The sequence below is a fragment of the Chromobacterium sp. CCUG 30098 genome (assembly GCF_059916605.1).
The window spans coordinates 111,803-136,776 of record NZ_JAUCGS010000006.1; the positions used below are offsets into that span (position 1 = coordinate 111,803).

Sequence of the window (24,974 nt, forward strand, 5' to 3'; positions counted from 1 at the left end):
GGCATTTGTCCCAGGGGGCGACGGCCCCTTAGGTTTATTCGGTCAGCGGGCTCGAAATCATGATTGGTGGCGTCAGCATCTTGTCTCTCGATAGCAAGGGGCGTTTGGCTATTCCGGCTAAACACCGCGAGACACTGCTGTCCGCTTTCGGGCACAAACTGATCGTCACCCTCGAGTCCCAAGACCACTTGCTGATCTACCCCGAACCCAACTGGCGTCCGGTCGAAGCCCGCCTGCTAGCCCTTCCCACCGGCAATCCCACTCTGAAACGTTATCAGCGCCTCGTGCTCGGCCACGCGGAAACGCTGGAAATGGACAGCGCCGGACGCATTCTGCTGCCCGCGCGCCTGCGCGATCTCACCGGACTCGACAAAGACGTCGCGCTGGTGGGCATGGGCAACCGCTTCGAGCTGTGGAATGCCGAGGAATGGGACAACCAGACCGCTGACGCCCTGGCCATCGATCAAACCGATCTGGCCCAACACCTTGGAGACTTTACGCTGTGAGCACCACCCCTTTCGTGCACCTGACGGTGCTCTTGACCGAAGCGGTCGACGCGCTCGCCATCCGGCCGGATGGCGTCTACGTCGATTGCACTTTCGGTCGAGGTGGCCACAGCCGCTTGATCCTGTCGCGACTGGGGCCGCAAGGCCGCCTGATCGCTTTCGACAAGGATCCCGAAGCCATCGCCGTGGCCACGCGGCTGGCGGAGGAAGACCCGCGCTTTCAGATCGTGCACAACGGTTTTGAAACGCTGGGGCAGGAATTGGACCGCCTGGGCGTGCCCCAGGTGGACGGCGTGTTGATGGATCTGGGCGTGTCCTCGCCGCAGATCGACGACGGACGGCGCGGTTTCAGCTTCCGTTTCGACGCGCCCTTGGACATGCGTATGGATACCACCCGCGGCATCACCGCGGCCGAATGGTTGGCGACGGCAGACGAGGCCGATATCAGAGAGGTCATCAAGACTTATGGTGAAGAGCGGTTTGCTCGCAAGATCGCAGCAGCCATTGTTGCGCAAAGGGCTGACGCCCCCCTCCAGACCACGCGTGAGCTCGCCGTGCTCGTTGGGCAAAACGTCCGTACTCGGGAACCGGGTCAGGACCCCGCAACGCGTACCTTCCAAGCGATACGGATCTTTGTGAACCGCGAGCTGGACGAACTCAAGGCGGTGCTGCCGCAGGCGGCGCGCCGCCTGGCGGAAAACGGCCGCCTGGCGGTGATCAGCTTTCATTCGCTGGAAGACCGCATCGTCAAGCAATACCTGCGCGACGCCAGCAGCGAGGAAAAGCTGCCGGCGTGGGCGATGGTGCGCGCGTCCGATATGGCCCAGCCGCCGCTGTCCACCGTGGGCAAGCCGGTGCGCGCCGGCGATGAGGAGGTGCGCGCCAACGCGCGCTCCCGCAGCGCCATCATGCGCGTGGCCGAGCGCACCGCCGCGCCGTGGCGGGAGATCGACGCATGAACAAGCTCAACGCGATACTGCTGGTCATCGTGGTGCTGTCCGCCTGGTCGGTGGTCACCTCGACCCATGTGTCGCGCAAGCTCTACAGCGATTTGCAGAAGGAACGCAAATCCGCCCAGCAGCTGGAGATCGAGTTTGGCCAGCTGCAGCTGGAGCAGAGCACCTGGGGCGCGCACGCGGTGATTGAGAAAGCCGCGTCCAGCCGCCTCGACATGCATATCCCGGACCCGCGCCAGACCCAGGTGATCTCGCCTGGGAAGGGGATGTGATGCGCACTTACTCCCCTCGCCACCAGCAACGCATCCCGGACGCCAGCCCCGCGCTGCGCATGAAGCCGGGCCGCGTGCGCTTTGTGCTGCTGATGCTGGCGCTGCTGTTCCTGGCCTTGATCGGCCGCGCAGTCTATCTGCAAGTGGTGCAGCAGGACTTCCTGCAAAACCAGGGCGAGGCGCGTTTCCGCCGCGCGCTGACGCTGGAGGCCAACCGCGGCGTGATCACGGACCGCAATGGGGAACCGCTGGCGATCAGCTCGCCGGTGCAGACCATCTGGGCCAGCCCGGCGGACATGGAGCCGGTGCCGCCGGCCAAGCTGCGCGAACTGGCGGCGATGCTGGATCTGTCGCCGGAGGAGCTGTCGGCCAAACTGTCCGACCGCAAGAAGGAATTCGTCTACGTCAAACGCCAGATCAGCCCTGAGCTGGCCGACAAGGTGATGGCGCTGGGCGTGCCCGGCATCGCCAAACAGCAGGAATTCCGCCGCTTCTACCCGGCCGGGGAAATCGTGTCCCACATCATCGGTTTCACCGGCGTGGACGGCAAGGGCCAGGAAGGCGTGGAGCTGGCGCGCGAGAAAATGCTGGCAGGCAAGGACGGCCGTCGCGTGGTGCTGAAGGACCGCCGCGGCCACATCATCGAAGACGTCGCCGCCATCGAGCCGCCGCGCGACGGCCAAAAACTGGCGCTGGCGGTGGATCACCGCATCCAATACCTGGCTTACCGCGAGCTCAAGGCCGCAGTGGAGCTGAACAAGGCCAAGGCCGGCAGCGTGGTGGTGGTGGACGCCCACACCGGCGAGTTGCTGGCGCTGGCCAATTACCCCTCGTTCAACCCCAACAACCGCAGCGGCGTGACGCCGGAAATGATGCGCAACCGCGGGGTGATCGATCTGTTCGAGCCGGGCTCGACGATGAAGCCGTTGTCCATCTCGCTGGCGTTGGAAAACGGCAAGGCCGGACTCAACACGGTGCTGGACACCCACACTTACATGATAGGCCCGGCCACCATCCGCGACGTGGCGCCGCGCCCCAGCCTGGACATCCTCGGCATCATCCAGAAATCGTCCAACGTCGGCACCAGCAAGCTGGCGCTGATGAGCTCGCCGGAGCAATCGTGGAAGCATTACGACGCGCTGGGCTTTGGCCGCGCGCCGGAAACCGGCTTCCCCGGCGAAGCCGGCGGCCGGCTGCGCGACTGGCACAACTGGCGGCCCATCGAGCAGGCGACGATGTCCTTCGGCTACGGCATCTCGGTCAGCCTGATTCAGATGGCGCGCGCCTACACCGTGTTCGCCAACGACGGCGTGATGCTGCCGATCTCGCTGTACAAGACCGCCACCCCGATGCCGGGCAAGCGGGTGCTGAGCGAAAAGACCGCGCACGAGATGCGCGATCTGCTGATCGCCAACAGCCAGCCGGGAGGCGGCGCCGTCGGCGGCCGCATCATCGGCTACAGCGTGGGCGGCAAGAGCGGCACCGCGCGCAAGCTGGAAGGCCGCGCCTATGTGGCCAACAAGCACCGCGCGCTGTTCATGGGCTTCGCGCCGGGCAAAGCGCCGCGCGTGATCGTGTCGGTGATGATAGACGAGCCCTCCGCGGGCAAATATTACGGCGGCGCGGTGGCTGCGCCGGTGTTCTCGCAGATCGCCGGCGGCGCGCTGCGGGTGCTGAACGTGCAGCCGGACGAGCCCTCCAACAACACTTTATTGCCGGAATCCACCCCGGTGCCGGTGGATTTTTGATCAGATCATGAAAAGCCGTTTGACCCCCATGCCGGACTGGAATCCGGCCGACATCAAACAATTGGGACTGCCCGTCAAACGGGTGGAGACCGACAGCCGCCGCGTGCTGCCCGGCGACGTGTTCCTGGCGTGCCCTGGCCTGCATTCCGACGGCCGCGACTACATCCAGGCCGCGCTGGCGAAAGGCGCGGCCGCGGTGTTGTGGGACGACGCCGGCGGCTTCGCCTGGAACCCGCTGTGGCAGGCGCCCAATCTGCCGGTGCCGCATCTGCGCGACCGCATCGGCATGCTGGCGGCCGAGGTCTACGGCTATCCCAGCCGCGCGCTGCGCGTGATCGGCATCACCGGGACCAACGGCAAGACCTCGATTTCCCACTGGCTGGCGCAGGCTTTCTCGCTGCTGGGCCAGAAGGCGGCGCTGATCGGCACCGTCGGCAACGGCTTTTACGGCGAACTGACCGAAACCACCCACACCACGCCGGACCCGGTGACCATCCAGCAAAAGCTGGCCGAATACCGCCGCCAGGGCGCGCATGTGGTGACCATGGAGGTGTCCAGCCACAGCCTGGATCAAAGCCGCGTCAACGGCGTGGACTTCGCCACCGCGGTGCTGACCAACCTGACTCGCGACCACCTGGACTACCACGGTTCGATGGAAGCCTACGGCGAATCCAAGAAGAAACTGTTCTTCTGGGAAGGCCTGAAGCACGCGGTGATCAACGCCGACGATGAATTCGGCCGCCAGCTGGCCGCCGAAATCGAACCGTCTGAGACCCAGGTGGTGACTTACGGCCTGGAGCAGGGCGATGTGCGTCCGCTGGCGCTGGCCGCCACGCTGGACGGCCTGCAACTGACGGTGACCACGCCCTGGGGCGTCGCCGATGTGCGCACCGGCCTGGTGGGCCGCTTCAACGCCGCCAATCTGCTGGCCTGTCTGGCCACGCTGTGCGTCAACGGCGTCAGCCTGCGCGACGCCGCCGCGGTGATGGCGCGCATCCAGCCGGCGCGCGGCCGCATGCAGAGCGTGGGCGGCGCGCACGAGCCGCTAGTGGTGATCGACTACGCCCACACGCCGGACGCGCTGGAAAAAGCCTTGTCCACGCTGGCCGAGATCCGCCCGGAAGGCGGCCGCCTGTTCTGCGTGTTCGGCTGCGGCGGCGACCGCGATCCGGGCAAGCGCCCGATGATGGGCGCCATCGCCGAGAACATCGCCGACGTGGCGGTGCTGACCAGCGACAATCCGCGCACCGAAGACCCGCAAGCCATTCTGCGCGACGTGCTCGCCGGCATGGACGCCGCGCGCACCCACGTCGAGGCGGACCGCGAAGCCGCCATCCACTGGGCGGTGAGCCAGGCGCGCGCCGGCGACGTGGTGCTGGTGGCCGGCAAGGGGCATGAGGAATACCAGGACATCGCCGGCGTCAAGCGGCCGTTCTCCGACTTCCGCGTGGCGGAAGAAGCGCTGACCGCCTGGGGAGAGCGCGCATGATGACGCTGCTGCAGGCCGCCGAACTGGCCCGGGGCGCTTTGAGCGGCCCGGACGGCGACATCCTGCGCGTGGTGACCGACAGCCGCGAGGCCGGCCCCGGCGATCTATTCGTCGCGCTGAAGGGCGAACGCTTCGACGCCCACGATTTCGTCGCCGAGGTGACGGCCAAGGGCGCGGCCGCGCTGGTGCGCGCGGATTTCGAGCTGTCCGGCGCCAGCCTGATCCGTGTGGACGACACCCTCCTGGCCCTCGGTCGGCTGGCCTCCGGCTGGGCGCAACGCCAGCCGGCGCTGCGCATCGGCGTCACCGGCTCCAACGGCAAGACCACGGTCAAGGAAATGCTGGCCGCCATTCTGCGCCAATATGCAGGCGCGGACGCGGTGCTGGCCACCGCCGGCAACTTCAACAACGATATCGGTCTGCCGCTGACCCTGCTGCGGCTGACGCCGGCGCATCGCTACGCGGTGCTGGAGATGGGCATGAACCATCACGGCGAGCTCCGCTACCTGACCGGCCTGGCCCGGCCGTGCATCGCGCTGGTCAATAACGCGATGCGTGCCCACTTCGGTTATTTCGGCTCCACCGAGGAAGTGGCGCGCGCCAAGGCGGAAATCTTCGAAGGCCTGGACGCCGACGGCGCGGCGGTGCTGAACGCCGACGACGCCAATCTGGCCTTGTTCCGCCGCGCGGCGGACGGCCGTCGCCAGATCGCCTTCGGCCTGGGCGCCGAAGCCGACGTCCGCGCCGTCGACATCGAACTGAGCGCCTTGAGCAGCCGCTTCACGCTGCGTTGCGCCGACGGCGAACGGCGGATCGAATTGCCGGCGCCGGGCGAACACAATGTGCGCAACGCGCTGGCCGCGGCCAGCCTGGCCTTGGCCGCCGGCGTGTCGCTGGACGACATTGCCGCCGGCCTGGCGGCCTTCGGCGGTGCCAAGGGCCGTTTGCAGCTCAAGCAAAGCCCGCGCGGTCTGAGCGTGATCGACGACAGCTACAACGCCAACCCGGATTCGATGAAGGCCGGGATCGACGTGCTGGTTCGCCTGCCGGCGCCGCGCTGCTTCGTGATGGGCGACATCGGCGAACTGGGCGAAGCCGCCGACGCGCTGCACGCGGAAGTGGGCGAGTACGCGCGGACGCGCGACGTGGACCTGCTGCTGACCTTGGGCGAGGTTTCGCGCCACGCCGCCGCCGCCTGCGGCGCGCGCGGCAAACATTTTGATTCGATTGACGAGTTGTACGAGTTTCTCGACCGGCAGTTGCCGTCGGGTGCCTCCGTTCTGGTCAAGGGGTCGCGCTTCATGCGCATGGAACGGGTGGTGGAACACCTGATGCAACAATTTAGAGAGGAACAATAACGTGCTGCTCTGGCTGGCTGAACTGCTGGGCTCCCACATCCGGGCCTTCAACGTCTTCAACTACATCACGCTGCGCGCGGTGATGGCGGCGCTGACCGCGCTGGCGATCTCCCTGCTGCTGGGGCCGTGGGTGATCCGCAAGCTGACCGAGCTCAAAGTGGGCCAGGCGGTGCGCAACGACGGCCCGCAAACCCATCTGGTCAAGGCCGGCACGCCGACCATGGGCGGCTCGCTGATCCTGCTGGCCATCGGCCTGACCACGCTGCTGTGGGCGGACTTGTCCAATAAATACGTGTGGCTGCTGCTGGCGGTGATGTTCGGCACCGGCGCGCTGGGCTTTTACGACGACTGGCGCAAGGTGGTGTACAAGGACCCGAAAGGCGTGTCCGCCAAGTTCAAGATGGCCTGGCAGTCCGCCATCGCCATCGGCGCCGGCGTGTTCCTGATCGCCACCGCCAAGCTGCCGGCGTCCACCGAGCTGATCGTGCCCTTCGTCAAGACCATCTCCTATCCGCTGGGCGCGATCGGTTTTTGCATCCTGACCTATTTCGTCATCGTCGGCACCTCCAACGCGGTGAACCTGACCGACGGCCTGGACGGCCTGGCGGCCCTGCCCACCGTGATGGTGGCGGCCGGCCTGTCCATCTTCGCCTATGTCGCCGGCCACGCGGTGTTTTCCAAATATCTGGGCTTGCCCTTCATTCCCGGCGCGCACGAGGTGGTGGTGTTCTGCGCGGCGATGTGCGGCGCTTGCTTGGGATTTTTATGGTTCAACGCCTATCCGGCCCAGGTGTTCATGGGCGACGTCGGCGCGCTGGCGCTGGGCGCGGCGCTGGGCACCGTGGCGGTGATCGTGCGTCAGGAAATCGTGCTCTTGATCATGGGCGGCCTGTTCGTGGTGGAAGCGCTGTCGGTGATGATTCAGGTGGCTTCGTTCAAGCTCACCGGCAAGCGGGTGTTCCGCATGGCGCCGCTGCATCACCACTATGAGTTGAAGGGCTGGAAGGAAACGCAAGTGGTGGTGCGTTTCTGGATCATCACCATGATGCTGGTGTTGGCCGGCCTGTCCACCATCAAGCTGCGTTGAGGAAGACTATGGACTACGCGAATCGTCACGTCGTGGTGGTGGGCTTGGGAGGCTCGGGCCTGGCGGCCGCGCGCTACCTGGCCGCGCACGGCGCGCGCGTGAGCGTGGCCGACGCCAAGCCGTCGGCCGAGCGCGTGGCCGAGCTGCGCGCCTTCCTGCCGCAGGCGGAAGTGCGCGCCGGCGATTTCAGCGCCCAGACCTTCGCCGACGCCGACTTGCTGGTGCTGAGCCCGGGCGTGCCGCTGAAACACCCGGCCGTCGCCGCCTACCGCCAAGCCGGCGGCGAGGTGATCGGCGATATCGAAGTGCTGGCGCGCGCGATCCGCGGCGACGGCAGCAAGGTGATCGCCATTACCGGTTCCAACGGCAAGAGCACGGTCACCAGCCTGGCGGGCCATCTGTGCGCCGCCGCCGGCCTGGACGCAGTGGTGGCCGGCAATATCGGCCTGGCGGTGCTGGAAGCGCAGCTGGAACGCGAGCAAAGCGGCAAGCGCCCGGACGTGTGGGTGCTGGAGCTGTCCAGTTTTCAACTGGAATCCACATTTACGCTGGAGGCCGACGCCGCCACGGTGCTGAATATTTCCGAGGACCACCTGGACCGTTACGACGATCTGCTGGACTACGCCCACACCAAGACCCGGGTGTTCCACGGCGCCGGCGTCCAGGTGCTGAACCGCGACGACGCGCTGGTGCGCGCGATGGTTCGCCCCGGCCGCGCGGTCAAATGGTTCTCGCTGACAGAGGATGCCGGATACGCGTTGCGGCAGGATGACGGCCGCTACTGGCTGAGCCTGGACGGCGAGCGGGCCTTCGATTGCGCCGAGATGCGTTTGCAAGGCCTGCACAACGCCGCCAACGCGCTGGCCGCGCTGGCCTTGTGCGAAGCCGTGGGCGCGCCGCGCGCCGCGCTGCTGCAAGGACTGAAAACCTTCCACGGTTTGGAACATCGCGTCGAGCTGGTAGACGAAATCGCCTCGGTTGCGTTTATCGATGATTCCAAGGGCACCAATGTCGGCGCCACCGAGGCGGCGCTGAACGGCATGACCCGTCCGGTGGTGTTGATCGCCGGCGGCGACGGCAAGGGCCAGGACTTCGCGCCGCTGGCGCCGGCCTGCCGCCGCATCGCCCGCGCCGTGCTGTTGATCGGCCGCGACGCCGGCAAGATCCGCGCCGCGCTGTCCGCCACCGGCTTGCCCTTGCACGACTGCGAGACGCTGGAAGAAGCCACCCGCCGCGCGGCGGAACTGGCGCAGCCGGGCGACGTGGTGTTGCTGTCGCCGGCCTGCGCCAGTCTGGACATGTTCCGCAACTACGCGCATCGCGCCCAGGTGTTCATCGACGCCGTGCGCGCGTGGAAGGCGCGGCAAGCGGAGGCGACGCGGCCATGATCGTGCACGGAGCCCGGCGTTACGCCGCCATCAAGCCGTTCGACGAGGCGCTGTCCTGGGCGCTGGCCCTGCTGTTGTCGATCAGCCTGGTGATGGTGTACTCGGCGTCCATCGCCTACGCCGAGGCCGACGCGGCCACGCATAACCGCTACTTCTACCTGATCCGTCACATGATCTTCATGACGATAGGGCTGAGCGCGGCCTATATCGCCTTCCAGATTCCAACGGCGTTCTGGCAGAAGTACTCCGGCAAGATTTTCCTGATCGGACTGGTCTTGCTGGTGCTGGTGCTGATTCCCGGCATCGGCAAGATGGTCAACGGCTCGCGGCGCTGGATCAATCTGATCGTGCTGAACCTGCAGCCGTCGGAGGTGATGAAGTTCGCCACCGTGCTGTACGCGGCGGATTACACCGTGCGCAAGAGCCATTTGCTGCACAGCTTGAAGGAAGGCTTCGCGCCGATGTTCGCCGCCATGGTGGTGGTGGCCTTCCTGCTGCTGCGCGAGCCGGACTTCGGCGCGCTGATGGTGGTGATGAGCATCGCGATGGGCGTGCTCTTCCTCGGCGGCATCAATATGCGCATCTTCAGCGGGCTGGCGGTGATGGCGGTGGGCGCCATCGTGGTGTTGATCATTTCCTCGCCGTACCGGCTGAAGCGGGTGCTGGGCTTCATGGACCCGTGGGACGACCCGTACGGCAAGGGCTACCAGCTGTCGCACTCCTTGATCGCCATCGGTCGCGGCGAGTGGTTCGGCGTCGGTCTGGGCGGCAGCATAGAGAAATTGTTTTACCTGCCGGAGGCGCACACCGACTTCATCATGGCGGTGATTTCGGAAGAGTTCGGCTTTGCCGGCATCTGCGTGGTGGTCGGTCTGTACGCCTGGATCGTGCGCCGCGCCTTCCACATCGGCGTGGAATCGAAAAAGCTGGAGCGTTACTACCAGTCGCTGGTGGCGCAGGGTCTGGGTATCTGGCTCGGCATCCAGGTGTTTTTCAACATCGGGGTGAATATGGGCCTGCTGCCGACCAAGGGTTTGACCTTGCCGCTGATGTCTTTCGGCGGCTCGGCGATGTTGATGAATTTGATCGCGGTGGCGGTGCTGCTGCGAGTTGATTATGAAAACCGCCGCATCATGCGCGGCTACAAAGTGTAGCCGCGTATGAGCAGCGCTGTCAGGCGCCTTAGGGCGTAAGCCCGTAGGCGGCGGTTTCTGCGAGCCCGAAGGGCGAAGCAAAAACCGGCGCATGATGCGCGGCAACGAGAGTTAACGGAACGGATAGAGATGGCGAATCGCACGGTCATGGTGATGGCGGCTGGCACGGGTGGACACATCGTCCCCGGCCTCGCCGTGGCCAAGGAATTGCAAAGCCGGGGCTGGAAGGTGGTGTGGCTGGGCACCCGGCGCGGCATGGAGAACAAGCTGGTGCCACCGACCGGCATTCCGCTGGAGCGGCTGAATTTCCATGGCGTGCGCGGCAAGGGCCTGCTGGGCTCGCTCAAGGGCGCGCTGCAGCTGGCTGGCGCTTTCTTCAGCAGCGCGGCGCAGATTTTCCGCCACCGCCCGGACGTGGTGCTGGGCATGGGCGGCTACGTCTGCCTGCCCGGCGGCGTGATGGCGGGCCTGCTGTGGAAACCGCTGGTCCTGGTCAACGCCGATGCCGGCCTGTTGTTGAGCAATAAGGCCTTGCTGCCCTTCGCCAAGAAACTGGCTTGCGGTTTCGACGGCGACGCGGCGCGCAACGGCAAGGCGCTGGTCACCGGCAATCCGGTGCGTGGCGAGATCGAGGGCATCGCCGCGCCGGCGGAGCGCTTCGCTGGCCGCAGCGGTCCGCTGAAGGTGCTGGTGGTGGGCGGCAGCCTGGGCGCCAAGGTATTGAACGAAACGCTGCCGCAGGCGATGGCGAAGCTGCCGGCCGACAAGCGGCCGCGACTGACGCATCAGACCGGCGAGGCGAACTTCGCCGCGGTCGAGGCCGCGTATCAGGCCGCGGGCCTGCGGGAGCAAGTGGAACTGCTGCCCTTCGTCGACGATATGCCGCAGCGTCTGGCCGAATGCGATCTGGTGATCTGCCGCGCCGGCGCGATCACGGTCAGCGAATTGTGCGCGGCCGGCGTGCCCAGCGTGCTGGTGCCGCTGGTGGTGTCCACCACCGGCCATCAGCGCGACAACGCCGAGTGGATGGCGCAGGCCGGCGCGGCCTGGCATCTGCCGCAGAAAGAATTGAACGCCGACGGGCTTGCGGGCCTGCTGGCGGGTTTGGATAGAGAGCAGTTGCTGGACAAGGCCGAACGCGCGCGCGCGCTGGCGCGTTCCGGCGCAGCCGGCCGGGTGGCCGACCTGTGCCAGCAGCTGGCCCGGGAATGACAGAGCGTCATACGAGCGCTCAAGCAGAGACACAGACATGAAACACAGGGTCAAACACATACATTTCGTCGGCATCGGCGGCGTGGGCATGTGCGGCATCGCCGAGGTGCTGCACGGCCTGGGCTTTACCGTGTCCGGCTCCGACATGGCGGAAAGCGCCACCAGCAAGCGGCTGATCGATCAGGGCATCCGCGTGTTTTACGGCCACGACGCCACCTATATGCACGGCGCCGACGTGGTGGTGACCTCCACCGCGGTCAAGGCCGACAATCCGGAAGTGCTGGAAGCGCGCGCCAACAAGATCCCGGTGATCCCGCGCGCGCTGATGCTGGCGGAACTGATGCGCTTCAAGCAGGGCATCGCCATCGCCGGCACCCACGGCAAGACCACCACCACCAGCCTGACCGCTTCGGTGCTGGGCGCGGCCGGCCTGGACCCCACCTTCGTTATCGGCGGCAAGCTGACCGCGGCCGGCACCAACGCGCGCCTGGGCTCCGGCGAGTTCCTGGTGGCCGAGGCCGACGAATCGGACGCCTCCTTCCTGCATCTGACTCCGGTGATGGCGGTGGTGACCAATATCGACGCCGACCACATGGACACCTACGACCACAGCTTCGACAAGCTCAAGCAGGCTTTCGTCGACTTCCTGCAGCGGCTGCCGTTCTACGGCCGCGCGGTGCTGTGCGTGGACGATCCCCATGTGCGCGAGATCCGCGGCCGCATCACCAAGCCGGTGACCACCTACGGCCTGGACGATTCCGCCGACATCTACGCCGAGAACGTCCGCGCCGCGGCCGGGCAGATGCATTTCGACGTGGTGGTGAAGAACGGCAAGGAAGTGCGTTTCCCGGTGGTGCTGAACATGCCGGGCCGCCACAACGTGCTCAACGCGCTGTCCGCCATCGCCATCGGCCTGGAGTGCGGCGCCAGCGTGGAAGCGATCCAGCAAGGCCTGGCCGAGTTCGCCGGCGTCGGCCGCCGCTTCCAGCGTTACGGCGAAGTGCCGGCCAAGGACGGCGGCAGCTTCACCCTGGTGGACGATTACGGCCATCACCCGGTGGAAATGGCCGCCACGCTGGCCGCGGTGCGCGGCGCCTTCCCGGACAAGCGTCTGGTGCTGGCCTTCCAGCCGCACCGCTACACCCGCACTCGGGACCTGTTTGAAGACTTCGTCAAAGTGCTGTCCAGCGTGGACGCCTTGCTGCTGTCCGAAGTCTACGCCGCTGGCGAAGCGCCCATCGTGGCCGCCGACGGCCGCGCCTTGGCGCGCGCGGTGCGCGTGCAGGGCAAGGTGGAGCCGGTGTTCGTCGAGGACATCGCCGAGATGCAGCAGACCATTTTCGATCAGGCCCGTGACGGCGACGTGGTGGTGACCATGGGCGCGGGCTCCATCGGCGCGGTGCCGGCCAAAGTGGCGGCGGGCGCGTGATGATGAATGACAAGGACAAGGCAATGAAGCAGTACGGCAAGGTGGCGGTGATGATGGGCGGCAGTTCCTCCGAGCGCGAAGTGTCGCTGATGAGCGGCGCCGGCGTGCTCAAAGCCCTGCAATCCCGTGGCGTGGACGCTCACAAGTTCGATCCGTCGGAACAGCCGCTGAGCGCGCTGAAGGACGAGGGTTTCGACCGCGTGTTCAACATCCTGCATGGGCCCTTCGGCGAAGATGGCACCCTGCAGGGCGTGCTGGAAAGCATGGGCCTGCCGTATACCGGTTGCGGCGTGATGGCGTCGGCGATCTGCATGGACAAATGGCGCACCAAGCTGCTGTGGCAGGGCGCCGGCCTGCCGATCCCGGCCTTCGAACTGCTGGACGAGAACAGCGACTTCGCCGCGGTGGAAGCCAAGCTGGGCCTGCCCATCTTCGTCAAGCCGGCCACCGAGGGCTCCAGCATCGGCGTGACCAAGGTCAAGCAGCCGGGCGAACTGAAGGCGGCGTTTGAAGAGGCGCGAAAATACGACAGCATCGTGATCGCCGAGCGTTTCATCGGCGGCGGCGAATACACCTGCGCGGTGATCGGCGACACGGCGTATCCGACCATCAAGATCGAACCGGCGACCGAGTTTTACGACTACGACGCCAAGTATTTCCGCGACGACACCGTCTACCGCTGCCCGTCCGGCCTGAGCGAAGACGTGGAGACGCGCGCGCGCGAACTGTCGCTGGCGGCTTTCCGCGTGTTGGGCGGCCGCGGCTGGGGCCGGGTGGATTTCCTGATGGACGAAGTCGGCGGCATTTACCTGCTGGAAGCCAACACCAATCCGGGCATGACCAGCCACAGCCTGGTGCCGATGGCGGCGCGGGCGATGGGCATCAGTTACGAGGATTTGTGCCTCAAGGTGCTGGATATGGTGCATGTGGGATAACCATCGGCTGCTTAGAGGCCTGGCCAATCTGATGCTGGCCGCCGCAGCGCTGATGTTGCTGTATGCAGGAGGGTTCTGGTTGACGCACGCTCCGGTGTTTCCGGTGAAGAAGATCCAGATTCGCGGCGACATGAAACGCGTGACGCCGGAACAGCTGAAGTTCATTGCCGAGCATGAGCTGTCCGGCACCTTCTTCACGCTGGACATCGACAAGACGCGGGCGGCCTTCGGCAAATTGCCGTGGGTGCGGGATGCCCAGGTGCGGCGGCGCTGGCCGGACGCGCTGGACATTTCGGTGGAAGAGCATGTGGCGCTTGCGCGCTGGGGAGAGAACGGCCTGGTCAATACCCGAGGAGAGCGGTTCGACGCCGCCAGCGACCAGGACCTGCCGGTGTTTTACGGGCCGGCGGGGGCAGAGAAGGACATGAGCGAAATGCTGGGAGGGCTGCGGCAGGATCTGGCCCCGGCGGGCGTCAAGCCGGCGGCGCTGTGGCTGTCCAGCCGCCGCGCCTGGAAAGTGGGGCTGGACAACCAGGTGCAGCTGGAGCTGGGACGCAACGACGTGAGTCCGCGCGCCCGCCGCTTCGCCCAGTACTGGAAGAGCAAATTGGCGGCGTTGCCGTATCACGTGGAATACGTGGATATGCGCTACCCGAATGGATTCGCCGTGCGGATGCCCGATTACAAGGCGCCGCCGGCCAAGGGAAACAAGTAATTAGCAGTTGGAGCGACAGGTGAGCAAACCAAAGGAAAGCAAGAACATGCTGGTTGGCCTCGACATCGGCACATCCAAGATCGTGGCGATCGTCGCAGAAGTCCTGGAGGACGGCCAACTTAATATCGTCGGCATGGGCCACACCCCGTCGCGCGGTTTGAAGCGCGGCATGGTGGTGAACATCGAATCCACGGTGCAGGCCATCCAGCGCGCGCTGGAAGAGGCGGAACTGATGGCCGACTGCAAGATTCACGAAGTGTTCGCCGGCATCGCCGGCAGCCACATCAAGAGCGTGAACTCGCACGGCATGGTGGCGATCAAGGATCGCGAAGTCACCAAGATGGACATCGACCGCGTGATTGAAACCGCGCGCGCGGTGACCATCCCGCCGGACCATCAGGTGCTGCACATCCTGACCCAGGAATACAGCATCGACGGTCAGGAAGGCGTGCGCGAACCGCTGGGCATGAGCGGCGTGCGGCTGGAAGCCAAGGTGCACATCGTCACCGGCGCGGTGTCCGCCGCCCAGAACGTGACCAAGTGCGTGCGCCGCTGCGGTCTGGAAGTGTCCGACCTGGTGCTGCAGCCGATGGCCTCCGCCATCGCGGTGCTGTCGGAAGACGAAAAAGATCTGGGCGTGTGCCTGATCGACATCGGCGGCGGCACCACCGATATCGCGGTCTACGCCAACGGCGCGATCCGCCACACCGCGGTGATTCCGATCGCAGGCGATCAGATCACGAACGACATCGCCATGGCCTTGCGCACCCCGACCAAGGAAGCCGAGGACATCAAGATCCAGCACGCGGTGGCGCTGGTGGCGATGGCGGACCCGAGCCAGATGATAGAAGTGCCGGGCGTGGGCGAGCGCGGGCCGCGGCAGATGTCGCGCGCCACGCTGGCCGAAGTGGTGGAGCCGCGGGTGGAAGAGTTGTTCCAACTGGTGCAGCAGGAACTGCGCCGCAGCGGCTTCGAGGATTTGCTGTCCTCCGGCATCGTGCTGACCGGCGGCGCCAGCCTGATGCCGGGCATGGTGGAGCTGGCGGAGGAAGTGTTCCACATGCCGGTGCGCGTCGGCGTGCCTAAGTATGTGGGCGGCCTGGCGGAAGTGGTGAAGACCCCGCGCTTCTCCACCGGCGTCGGCCTGCTGTTGTACGGCAAGGATCAGATTCAAACGCATGCCGGCCCCAAGGTGGAGACGGCGGGTGTGGGCCAGATGTTCACGCGCATGAAGGCGTGGTTCGCTGGCAATTTCTAAGCGCTACGCGGCCGGCGCACTCGCTGGCCACGATAGCGATCGGGCAGATGTATATGAAGTCGGTAGCTCATCTTTATTGAGGAGAGGAAAATGAGCGGAATGGTCTTTGAAGTTATGCAAGAAACCGCCAATGTGGCGATCATCAAAGTCATCGGCGTCGGCGGCGGCGGTTGCAACGCCATCGACAATATGATCGACGGCAATGTGCACGGCGTGGAGTTCATCTGCGCCAACACCGACGCTCAGTCGCTGCTGCGCAACAAGTCGCCGCAGAAGCTGCAGTTGGGCAACAATCTGACCCGCGGCCTGGGCGCGGGCGCCAATCCGGAAGTGGGCCGCAGCGCGGCGCTGGAAGACCGCGAACGCATCGCCGAGATGCTGCGCGGCTCCAATATGGTGTTCGTCACCGCCGGCATGGGCGGCGGCACCGGCACCGGCGCGGCGCCCGTGGTGGCCGAAGTGGCCAAGGAAATGGGCATCCTGACCGTGGGCGTGGTCACCCGGCCGTTCGAGCACGAAGGCAAGCGCATGAAAGTGGCGCAGAACGGCATCGAGGATCTGAAAAAGCACGTCGATTCGCTGATCGTGATCCCCAATGAAAAACTGATGGAAGTGCTGGGCGACGACGTGACCATGCGCGAAGCCTTCCGCGCCGCCGACGACGTGCTCAAGGGCGCGGTGGCCGGCATCGCGGAAGTGATCACTTGCCCGGGCCTGATCAACGTCGACTTCGCCGACGTGCGCACCGTGATGAGCGAAATGGGCCTGGCGATGATGGGCTCCGCCTACGCCTCCGGCATCGACCGCGCTCGCGTGGCCGCCGAACAGGCCGTGGCCAGCCCGTTGCTGGACAACATCACGCTGGAAGGCGCGCGCGGCGTGCTGGTCAACATCTCCACCGCGCCTGGCTGCCTGAAGATGAGCGAATACCGCGAAATCATGGGCATCGTGCGCCAGTACGCGGACGAAGACGCGCAGATCAAGTTCGGCACCGCCGAAGTGGAAGACATGCCGGAAGACACCATCCGCGTGACCTTGATCGCCACCGGCCTGGGTCAGAAGAAGACCGCGCGCAATACCGAGGAGCGTCCGGAATACATCAAGATCGTCAAGACCGGCACCGACGACCGCGCGGTGGAAGTGGTCAGCTACGACGACTTCGACACCCCGGCCATCATGCGCCAGGGCCGTCGCCGCGCCGCGCCGTCCATGGACTTCTCCAACCCGGAAGTGAGCGAAAGCTACGACATCCCGGCCTTCCTGCGCAAGCAGGCGGACTGAGGCGGAGCCGCTATAGAAGAAAGCTATTTAATACTGCAAATCAATCAATAAAGTGCGGTTTTTGACTGTGCTAGAATCGGGCATTCCCATTCGTTCGAGAAGCCCGACATGATATTGCAGCGCACGCTGAAACAAGCGATAAGCGCCACGGGTGTGGGTTTGCACTCCGGCGAGCGGGTGAAGCTCACCCTGCTGCCGGCCGCGCCCGACACCGGGATCGTCTTTCGCCGCACCGACTTGCCCGAGCCGGTGACGGTGAAAGTGGATCCATCGCTCGTCAACGACACGCGACTCTCCTCCACGCTGGTGACAGACACCGGCGTGCGTGTCGGCACGATCGAGCATTTGATGTCGGCCCTGGCGGGCTTTGGCATCGACAACCTCGTGATTGAGGTCACGGCGGCGGAGATCCCCATCATGGACGGATCCGCCGCCCCTTTCATTTACCTGTTGCAGACCGCGGGCGTGGTCGAGCAGCACGCCAAGAAGCGCTTCATCCGCGTCACCCAGACGGTGGCCGTGGAAGAGCGCGGCGTGTGGGTGAAGCTGGAGCCGCACGAGGGCTTCAAGGTCACGCTGTCCATCGACTTCAACCATCCGGCCTTCAATCTGGCGCCGCAGACGGTGGCGGTGGATTTCGCGCGTCATTCCTATACCGACGAGATCAGCCGCGCGCGCACCTTCGGCTTCATGCACGAGGTGGAGTACATGCGCAACCACGGCCTGGGCCGCGGCGGCAGCCTGGACAACGCCATCGTCATTGACGACGAATACGTGCTGAATCCGGAAGGCCTGCGTTTCCCGGACGAATTCGTCCGCCACAAAATCCTGGACGCCATCGGCGACCTCTACATCATCGGCCACCCGTTGATCGCCGCCTTCTCCGGCCACAAATCCGGCCACGCGATGAACAACAAGCTGTTGCGCAAGCTGCTGGAGACGCCGGAAGCCTGGGAGTACGTCAGCTACGACGACCCGCTGGACGCGCCGTCCAGCTTCCACCGGCTGCCGGAGGTGGCCTAGCGGTGTTTGGTTTCTGGCGCCTGTGGCTGCTCGTCACCATCCTGCTGCTGGGCTGGGCAGGCGTCTGTTACCTATTGACCCGTAATCCGCTCTACCTGCGCTACCTCGGCCGCATCGCCCGCTGGAGCGGCGGCCTGGTAGTGCTGGTCAGCGCCTTCTGGCTGATTTACCGGCTGCTGTCCTAAGAGCCTGTTCAAGGTCTTGCGAGCAAGGGCGAGACAAGGCGAAAACGAGCGAAAAAGCGGAATGTACGAGTGGTACATGAGCATTTTGAGCTGGTTTTTAACGCCGTATCGCTGAAGCGCAGCAGATTTCGAACAGGTTCTAAGCGGGCCGGAGGAGTAATGAACCCATGTCAAAATTGACTCATTTCGACGCCGGCGGCCAGGCCCATATGGTCGACGTCGGCGCCAAGGCGCACAGCCGCCGCCGCGCGGTGGCCGAAGGCCGCATCCGCATGCTGCCCGCCACCTTCGCGCTGGTGAAGGACGGCGGCCATAAAAAAGGCGATGTGCTCGGCATCGCCCGCATCGCCGCCATCATGGCGTCCAAGAAGGCCGCGGACCTGATTCCGCTCTGCCACCCGATCGCGCTGACCCGGGTGGCAGTGGACTTCGAACTGCTGGAGGCCGACAACGCCGTGCGCATCGAGGTCACCGCCGAATGCAGCGGCCAGACCGGGGTGGAGATGGAGGCGCTGACCGCGGCCAACGTCGGCCTGCTGACCATTTACGATATGTGCAAGGCGGTGGACCGCGGCATGGTCATCGACGGCGTGCGGCTGCTGGAGAAAGAGGGTGGCAAGAGCGGGCATTGGCGGGTGGAAGGCTGATCCTGCTCGGTTTTGCAAGCCGCGTCATGCGTCGTTACAAGCTTTGCTGCGCGCCGGCCCGCGACGCTTGACGCCCCCGCTCGGCGGGCTTGTCCCGCCAATAGCCGGCCAAGAGCGAGCCGGAAATATTGTGCCAGACCGAGAACAGCGCGCCGGGCAAGGCCGCGAGCGGGCTGAAGTAGGCCTTGCCCAGCTGGGCGGCCAGGCCGGAGTTCTGCATGCCCACCTCGATCGCCAGCGTGCGGCATACTGATTCATTGAAGCCCAGCAAGCGTCCTCCCCAATACCCGCCCAACAGGCCGATGGCGTTGTGCAGCATCACCGCCAGAATGGTCAGCCCGCCCACCGCGGCGATATGGTTCTTGCTGCCGGCGACGATGGCGGCGATCAGCGCGACGATGGCCAGCATCGACAACAGCGGCAGCAAGGGCTCCAGCCGGCGGACCTGGGGCGCGAAGAAGCGATGGGCCAGCAGGCCCAGGCCTATCGGCAGGATGACGATCTGCAGAATGCTCAGCAGCATCGCCGCCACTTCCACCTTGATCGCCGCGTCCACGTACAGCCGGGTCAGCAGCGGCGTGGCTATCACCCCAACCAGCGTCGACAGCGAGGAAATGGTGACCGACAGCGCCACGTCGCCGCGCGATAGATAGATGATCACATTGGACGCGGTGCCGCTGGCGACGCTGCCCACCAGAATCATGCCGATGGCCAGCTGCGGCGGCATCTGGAACAGCCGCGCCAGCGCCCAGGCCGCCAGCGGCATTACCAGATAGTGCAGGCCCAGGCCGGCCAGCACCGGCGCCGGCCGGCTCAGCACCCGTTTGAAATCGTCCAGCGTCAGCGTCAGCCCCATCGCGAACATGATCACCGCCAGCATCAGACCGGTATGCGGCAGCAGCGGGGTGAACGCCGCCGGCCGCTGGTAAGCGACGGCGGACAGCAGCAAGGCCCATAGCGGGAACAGACGGGTGATTGTGGCGAGCACGGCGACTCCTGGCGGCGGACGATGCGCCCATCATAGGCGATGCGCCCCGGTGTCTGGCAAGTCCGCGCGCGCATGGCTGATCCAGCGTCAGCCGTCGGCTGCGCAATCGTCTTTTGCCAGCGGCGGCGCGGCGCGGTTTAATCGGGTCTTCGATTCCATGGAGCGCGCGATGCAAGCGACGATTGCCGGCAAGACCGTGGCCGACTGGCAGGCCAGCCACCCCTTATTGACGCCCTTGATGGCCTTGCAGCCTTTGAGCTGGTTCAACCCCGCGCTGGCGCCGGCGGCGGAAGCGCTGGCCGACGTGGGCCTGAGCCGGGCCGACGTCGCGGACGCCGATGCGCGCTTGCGCCGTTTCGCGCCCTATCTGGCGCGGGTGTTTCCGGACGCGGCCGCCAGCGGCGGCATCATCGAATCGCCGCTGCTGCCGCTGCCGGCGATGCGCGCGGCCTTATGGGCCGAGGCCGGGTTGGCGGACGGCGGCGGCCTGTGGCTGAAGGCGGACAATCTGTTGCCGATTTCCGGCTCCATCAAGGCGCGCGGCGGCATCTACGAGGTATTGAAGCACGCGGAAAGCTTGGCGCTGAGTCATGGCTTGCTGCGGGAGGGGGACGACTACGCCGGACTGGACAGCGCCGAGGCGCGGGCCTTCTTCGGCGGCTACCGGGTGGCGGTGGGCTCCACCGGCAACCTGGGCCTGTCCATCGGCATCATCAGCGCCAAGCTGGGCTTCCAGGCCAGCGTGCATATGTCGGCGGATGCGCGGCAGTGGAAGAAGGACTTGCTGCGCAGCCATGGGGTCGAGGTGGTCGAGTATCCGTCCGATTACAGCGTGGCGGTGGCCGAAGGCCGCAAACAGGCGGCGTCCGATCCGCGCTGTCATTTCGTCGACGACGAGAATTCAGTCAATCTATTCCTTGGTTACGCGGTGGCGGCGCAGCGTCTGCGCGGCCAATTGGCGGAGCAGGGCGTCCGGGTGGACGCCGAACACCCGCTGCTGGTGTATCTGCCTTGCGGCGTTGGCGGCGGGCCGGGCGGGGTCGCCTTCGGTCTCAAGCTGGCTTTCGGCGACGCGGTGCATTGCCTGTTCGCCGAACCTACCCACGCGCCTTGCATGCTGCTGGGCGTTTACACCGGGCTGCATGATGAGGTGGCGGTGCAGGATTTCGGCATCGACAATCTGACCGCCGCCGACGGCCTGGCGGTGGGCCGTCCGTCCGGCTTTGTCGGGCGCGCGATGCAGCGGCTGATAGACGGCTATTACACGGTGGACGATGGCGAGCTCTACCGCTTGCTGGCCATGCTGGAGCGCGAGCAGGGCTTGCGGCTGGAGCCGTCGGCGTTGGCCGGCATGCCGGGGCCGCTGCGGGTGTTGAGCGAGACCCAGGGTTACCGCCAGCGGACGGGTTTGAGCGCGGAGCGGCTGTCGCGCGCCAGCCATCTGGTGTGGGGCACCGGCGGCGGCATGGTGCCGCCGGCGGAAATGGACGCCTATCTGGCGGAAGGCCGGCGGCGGCTGTCGGCGTGAACGATGCTGGCGATATGCTGAATCTTCCCCCGCGCGCCGGCGTCCGGCTGGACGGCGCGCAATGGTCCAATCTGCACACCTTCGCGGCGGCGGCTCGGCATCTGAGCTTCGCCCGCGCCGCCGAGGAACTGTGCCTGAGCGCCAGCGCGGTCAGCCATCGCATCGCCCGGCTGGAACGGGCGCTGGGCACCCGCCTGTTCCTGCGGCTGACCCGCAGCCTGAGGCTGAGCGAGGATGGCGAACGCATCTATCAGGCCTGGCTGGCCGGCCAGACGCGGCTGGAGGCGGCCCTGAATCCGCAGGAAGACGCCGAGCCGGCCGGCGCGGTGGCCCTGTATGCGCGGCCCTCGCTGGCGCAATGCTGGCTGGCGCCGCGGCTGGCGGATTTCGCCGCGCGCTATCCGCGCATTGCGCTGGACATCCGCAGCGGCAACGAGATGGTGGACTTCCGCGCCTGGAACATAGACCTGGCGCTGTATTACTCGGCCGGCGAGTTTCCCGGCCTGGACGCGCAGCGTCTGATGGACGAGCAGGTGGCGCCGGTGTGCAGCCCGGAGTACGCGGAGCGGCACGGTCTGCGCGACAATCCGGCGGCCTTGGCCGCATGCCTGCTGCTGCACGACGCCCAGGCCTGGGAACGGGCGGCTCACGACGCCGAATGGCGGGAGTGGGCGCGGCGGCAGAACGTGGCCTTGCCGCCGCGGGGCATCAGCTTCGACCGTTCCGACCTATGTGCGCAGGCGGCCGCGCATCACGCCGGCGTGGCGCTGGGTCGGCGTCGCTTGGTGCAGCGGCAGCTGGAACGCGGCGAACTGATGCTGCCGCTGGGGCCGTTTCAACCGCTGGGGCCGCAGGCTTATTACCTGGTGCGCGCGCCGCAATCGCCGTCGCCGCGGGTGCGGGCGGTGATGGACTGGCTGCGGGTTTGCGCGGCAGATTAGGCGTCCTTCCCCTTTTCGCGCCCGCCCCCTCGCGCGCCTTCCCGGCGGCGTGCTAGTCTGCTTCAGTTCAATGTCATGTCTGCCGCGGGAGGCGCTTGATGATCACTCTGTATCAGTTCGGCCCGGCCATGGGCTTGGTGGACCCCAGTCCCTTCGTGATGAAGGCGGACCTGCTGCTGAAGCTGTCGGGCCTGTCCTACCGCCGCGTGCGCGGCGATATGCGCAAGGCGCCCAAGGGCAAGCTGCCTTATATCGACGACGACGGCCAGATCGTGGCGGACTCCACGCTGATCCGCCTGCATCTGGCGGACAAGCACGGCCTCACGCTGGACGCCGGTCTCAGCGAGGCGCAGAAGGCGCTGGCCTGGAGCGTGGATTGCATGCTGGGCGATCATTTCTACTGGGGCATCGTGCATGAACGCTGGATGGTGGACGAACACTTCGCGCGCGGGCCCAGCGTGTTTTTCAAAGGCGTGCCGGCCTTGCTGCGCGGCTTGGTGACGACGCTGGTGCGGCGCAAGGTGCGCGCCAATCTATGGGGGCAGGGCATGGGCCGTTTCAGCGCGGCGGAGCGCCTGCGGCTGCTGGAGGCGGACGTGGCGGCGCTGTCGGCTCTGCTGGGCGACAAACCCTATTTCATGGGCGAGACCGCCACCTGGATAGACGCCAGCGTTTACGCCTTCGTCAGCGGCGCCTTGACCGATGCGATGGGGGAAACCCCGTCGCGGGCGCTGGTGGCGGCGCGGCCGAATCTGGCGGCCTACGCGGAAAGACTGAGGGCCGAGTTTTACAGTGGATAGGCCGGCTGGGTCCGCCGCGCCGCGGTACGACAAAAACAAAGGGGAAAACATGAAGATGAGCAGACTGCTGCCCTTGGCGGCCTTGCTGTGCGCGGCCGGCGCCTGGGCGGACGGCGGCCTGGATTACGGCCGTTACGGCATTGATTTGAACGGCATCGATCCGGCGGTGAGAGTACAGGACAATCTGTCGCTGCACGCCAATGGCCGTTGGATCCAGCGCACGGTGATTCCGGCCGAGCGTTCCTCGGCGGGCGTGGCGGAGGCCTTGGCGGACCGCAATCTGGAACGGCTGCGCCAGTTGATCGAACAGGCCGGGCAGGGGACGGATACCGAGGCGGGGCAGATCGCCGCGCTGTATCGCAGCTTCATGGACGAGGATGCCATTGCCCGGCGCGGGCTGGAGCCGCTGCGCGAATCGCTGCGGGCCGTGGCCGGCCTGGGCTCGGCGGCGGAGGCGGTCCGCTATATGGGCCGCCTGCAGGATCAGCCGGTGGATACGCCGTTCCGCTTCTATGTGAGCCAGGACCCAAAGGATTCCGCCGCCTACCTGGCCGGCGTCGGCCAATCCGGTCTGGCGATGGACCAGGACTACTATCTGGGCAAGTCAGCCGACTTCGCCGCCGCGCGTAAGGCCTATTTGAGTTATCTGGAGCGGCTGTTCGCGCTGGCGGAACTGGACCAGCCGCAAAGCCGCGCCCGCGACGTGCTGGCTTTCGAGACCCGGCTGGCGAAAATTCAGTGGACCAATGTCGAGAACCGCGACATCCAGAAAACCTATAACAAGCTGAATCGGGCCGAACTGGCGCGCCGGCAGCCTGGCTACGATTGGCCGGCCTTGCTGAGCGATGCCGGCCTGGGCGCGGCCGAGCACCTGAACCTGGACCAGCCCAGCTATCTGGCCAAGCTGGCGCCGCTCTTGCGGGACACGCCGGCGGCCACGCTGCGCAACTACCTGCTGGCGCGCACGCTGGACGCTTACGCGCCCAGCCTGACGCCGGCCTTCGTCGACGCCCACTTCGACTTCTACGGCAAGACCCTGGAAGGTCGCAAGCAGAACCGCCCGCGCTGGAAACGCGGCGTGGGCATGGTGGAAAGCGGCCTGGGCGAAGCGCTGGGCAAACTCTATGTGGCGCGCTACTTCACGCCGGAGGCCAAGCGCCAGGCTGACGAACTGGTGCGCAATCTGCTGCAGGCCTACGACCAGTCCATCGACACCCTGGACTGGATGAGCGCCGCCACCAAGCGCCAGGCCCATATCAAGCTGTCCAAGTACACGCTGAAGATAGGCTATCCGGACAAGTGGCGCGATTACGGCGGCCTGCAGCTGGCGCCGGACGATCTGGCCGGCAATGTGCGGCGCATCGCGGTGTTCAACTACCGCTATATGAGCGGCAAGCTGGGCCAGCCGGTGGATCGCAAGGAATGGAGCATGACGCCGCAGACGGTGAACGCCTATTACAATCCGGCCAATAACGAGATCGTGTTCCCGGCAGCCATCCTGCAGGCGCCGTATTTCGATCCCGGCTTCGATCCGGCGGTCAACTACGGCAGCATAGGCGCCACCATAGGCCACGAAATCAGCCATGGTTTCGACGACCAGGGCAGCCAGTTCGACGGCGACGGCAATATGCGCAACTGGTGGACCGCCAGCGACAAGGCGCGCTTCAAGGCGGCCACGCGCAAGCTGGTCAAGCAGTACGACCGCTACCAGCCGGTGCCCGGCCACCATGTCAACGGCGAACTGACCCTGGGCGAGAACATCGCCGACAACGCCGGCCTGGAAGTGGCCTACAAGGCCTATCATCTGGCGCTCGCCGGCAAGGACGCGCCGGTGCTGGACGGCATGAGCGGCGACCAGCGTTTCTTCATCGCCTTCGCCCAATCCTGGCGCAGCAAGAGCCGCGACGAAGCCACGCTCAAACAGCTGGTGTCGGACCCGCACACGCCGGACCTGTGGCGGCCCATCGGCACCGCCAGCAATATGGAGCCGTTCTACCAGGCCTTCGGCGTCAAGCCGGGCGACAAGATGTATCTGTCGCCCAAGCAGCGCTTCCATTTGTGGTGGTGAGTCATT

The 24,974-nt window shown here is 66.0% G+C and carries 23 protein-coding genes; 22 read left to right on the forward strand and 1 reads right to left on the reverse strand.

Annotation, left to right across the window (positions count from 1 at the left end):
- The first annotated feature begins 59 nt into the window (after positions 1 to 59).
- The 18 genes from mraZ to moaC all read left to right on the forward strand — a co-directional run bounded on the left by mraZ (position 60) and on the right by moaC (position 18,643).
- Positions 60 to 506 (forward strand): division/cell wall cluster transcriptional repressor MraZ, encoded by a 447-nt coding sequence (gene mraZ, locus QUG03_RS14890; RefSeq protein ID WP_107797812.1) that lies wholly within the window; start codon positions 60 to 62, stop codon positions 504 to 506.
- The gene (gene rsmH, locus QUG03_RS14895) at positions 503 to 1,465 is read left to right on the forward strand and encodes a 16S rRNA (cytosine(1402)-N(4))-methyltransferase RsmH (RefSeq protein ID WP_107797813.1); all 963 of its coding nucleotides are present in this window, start codon (positions 503 to 505) and stop codon (positions 1,463 to 1,465) included. Before mraZ ends, rsmH begins: the two co-directional genes overlap by 4 nt.
- On the forward strand, positions 1,462 to 1,734 hold the full coding sequence (gene ftsL / locus QUG03_RS14900) for a cell division protein FtsL (RefSeq protein WP_107797814.1): 273 nt from the start codon (positions 1,462 to 1,464) through the stop codon (positions 1,732 to 1,734). The genes rsmH and ftsL overlap by 4 nt, the downstream gene beginning before the upstream one ends.
- On the forward strand, positions 1,734 to 3,482 hold the full coding sequence (locus QUG03_RS14905) for a peptidoglycan D,D-transpeptidase FtsI family protein (RefSeq protein ID WP_107797815.1): 1,749 nt from the start codon (positions 1,734 to 1,736) through the stop codon (positions 3,480 to 3,482). The genes ftsL and QUG03_RS14905 overlap by 1 nt, the downstream gene beginning before the upstream one ends.
- Positions 3,483 to 3,489: 7 nt before the next feature.
- Positions 3,490 to 4,971, forward strand: a complete 1,482-nt coding sequence (locus QUG03_RS14910; protein WP_500820325.1) for a UDP-N-acetylmuramoyl-L-alanyl-D-glutamate--2,6-diaminopimelate ligase — start codon at positions 3,490 to 3,492, stop codon at positions 4,969 to 4,971.
- On the forward strand, positions 4,968 to 6,329 hold the full coding sequence (locus QUG03_RS14915) for a UDP-N-acetylmuramoyl-tripeptide--D-alanyl-D-alanine ligase (RefSeq protein WP_500820326.1): 1,362 nt from the start codon (positions 4,968 to 4,970) through the stop codon (positions 6,327 to 6,329). Before QUG03_RS14910 ends, QUG03_RS14915 begins: the two co-directional genes overlap by 4 nt.
- A gap of 1 nt (position 6,330) precedes the next feature.
- Positions 6,331 to 7,416: a phospho-N-acetylmuramoyl-pentapeptide-transferase gene (gene mraY / locus QUG03_RS14920; protein ID WP_107797818.1), complete on the forward strand. Its 1,086-nt coding sequence runs from the start codon at positions 6,331 to 6,333 to the stop codon at positions 7,414 to 7,416.
- Between the two features lie 8 nt (positions 7,417 to 7,424).
- Positions 7,425 to 8,804 carry a UDP-N-acetylmuramoyl-L-alanine--D-glutamate ligase gene (gene murD, locus QUG03_RS14925; RefSeq protein ID WP_500820328.1) on the forward strand — a complete coding sequence of 460 codons (1,380 nt, stop codon included), beginning with the start codon at positions 7,425 to 7,427 and terminating at the stop codon, positions 8,802 to 8,804.
- The gene (ftsW, locus tag QUG03_RS14930) at positions 8,801 to 9,958 is read left to right on the forward strand and encodes a putative lipid II flippase FtsW (protein WP_019102074.1); all 1,158 of its coding nucleotides are present in this window, start codon (positions 8,801 to 8,803) and stop codon (positions 9,956 to 9,958) included. The genes murD and ftsW overlap by 4 nt, the downstream gene beginning before the upstream one ends.
- A gap of 129 nt (positions 9,959 to 10,087) precedes the next feature.
- A complete protein-coding gene (gene murG, locus QUG03_RS14935; protein WP_227106471.1) occupies positions 10,088 to 11,170 on the forward strand; it encodes an undecaprenyldiphospho-muramoylpentapeptide beta-N-acetylglucosaminyltransferase in 1,083 nt (360 codons plus the stop codon).
- A 37-nt stretch (positions 11,171 to 11,207) separates the two neighbouring features.
- Positions 11,208 to 12,599 (forward strand): UDP-N-acetylmuramate--L-alanine ligase, encoded by a 1,392-nt coding sequence (murC, locus tag QUG03_RS14940; protein WP_235084966.1) that lies wholly within the window; start codon positions 11,208 to 11,210, stop codon positions 12,597 to 12,599.
- Between the two features lie 23 nt (positions 12,600 to 12,622).
- Positions 12,623 to 13,534 carry a D-alanine--D-alanine ligase gene (locus QUG03_RS14945; protein WP_500820382.1) on the forward strand — a complete coding sequence of 304 codons (912 nt, stop codon included), beginning with the start codon at positions 12,623 to 12,625 and terminating at the stop codon, positions 13,532 to 13,534.
- Positions 13,524 to 14,249: a cell division protein FtsQ/DivIB gene (locus QUG03_RS14950; protein ID WP_019102324.1), complete on the forward strand. Its 726-nt coding sequence runs from the start codon at positions 13,524 to 13,526 to the stop codon at positions 14,247 to 14,249. Before QUG03_RS14945 ends, QUG03_RS14950 begins: the two co-directional genes overlap by 11 nt.
- Positions 14,250 to 14,295: 46 nt before the next feature.
- Positions 14,296 to 15,507: a cell division protein FtsA gene (gene ftsA / locus QUG03_RS14955; protein ID WP_197081372.1), complete on the forward strand. Its 1,212-nt coding sequence runs from the start codon at positions 14,296 to 14,298 to the stop codon at positions 15,505 to 15,507.
- Between the two features lie 90 nt (positions 15,508 to 15,597).
- The gene (gene ftsZ, locus QUG03_RS14960) at positions 15,598 to 16,788 is read left to right on the forward strand and encodes a cell division protein FtsZ (RefSeq protein WP_039755403.1); all 1,191 of its coding nucleotides are present in this window, start codon (positions 15,598 to 15,600) and stop codon (positions 16,786 to 16,788) included.
- Between the two features lie 111 nt (positions 16,789 to 16,899).
- Positions 16,900 to 17,811 (forward strand): UDP-3-O-acyl-N-acetylglucosamine deacetylase, encoded by a 912-nt coding sequence (gene lpxC / locus QUG03_RS14965; protein ID WP_199225982.1) that lies wholly within the window; start codon positions 16,900 to 16,902, stop codon positions 17,809 to 17,811.
- A gap of 2 nt (positions 17,812 to 17,813) precedes the next feature.
- Entirely contained in the window at positions 17,814 to 17,996 is a 183-nt protein-coding gene (locus QUG03_RS14970) for a hypothetical protein (protein WP_019102328.1), read from the forward strand.
- 167 nt (positions 17,997 to 18,163) lie between these two features.
- The gene (gene moaC, locus QUG03_RS14975; RefSeq protein ID WP_107797824.1) at positions 18,164 to 18,643 is read left to right on the forward strand and encodes a cyclic pyranopterin monophosphate synthase MoaC; all 480 of its coding nucleotides are present in this window, start codon (positions 18,164 to 18,166) and stop codon (positions 18,641 to 18,643) included.
- A 34-nt stretch (positions 18,644 to 18,677) separates the two neighbouring features.
- Here the strand turns inward: moaC and panS are convergent, their stop codons facing one another.
- On the reverse strand, positions 18,678 to 19,631 hold the full coding sequence (gene panS, locus QUG03_RS14980; protein ID WP_500820329.1) for a ketopantoate/pantoate/pantothenate transporter PanS: 954 nt from the start codon (positions 19,629 to 19,631) through the stop codon (positions 18,678 to 18,680).
- A 169-nt stretch (positions 19,632 to 19,800) separates the two neighbouring features.
- On the opposite strand from panS, the gene dsdA reads away from it, so the two are divergent.
- The 4 genes from dsdA (at position 19,801) to QUG03_RS15000 (ending at position 24,968) form a co-directional block, all read left to right on the forward strand.
- A complete protein-coding gene (gene dsdA / locus QUG03_RS14985) occupies positions 19,801 to 21,159 on the forward strand; it encodes a D-serine ammonia-lyase (RefSeq protein WP_500820330.1) in 1,359 nt (452 codons plus the stop codon).
- A 14-nt stretch (positions 21,160 to 21,173) separates the two neighbouring features.
- Entirely contained in the window at positions 21,174 to 22,100 is a 927-nt protein-coding gene (dsdC, locus tag QUG03_RS14990; RefSeq protein WP_500820331.1) for a DNA-binding transcriptional regulator DsdC, read from the forward strand.
- Between the two features lie 98 nt (positions 22,101 to 22,198).
- On the forward strand, positions 22,199 to 22,900 hold the full coding sequence (locus tag QUG03_RS14995) for a glutathione S-transferase family protein (protein ID WP_488877239.1): 702 nt from the start codon (positions 22,199 to 22,201) through the stop codon (positions 22,898 to 22,900).
- A 49-nt stretch (positions 22,901 to 22,949) separates the two neighbouring features.
- A complete protein-coding gene (locus QUG03_RS15000) occupies positions 22,950 to 24,968 on the forward strand; it encodes a M13 family metallopeptidase (protein ID WP_500820332.1) in 2,019 nt (672 codons plus the stop codon).
- The last annotated feature ends 6 nt before the right edge of the window (positions 24,969 to 24,974 follow it).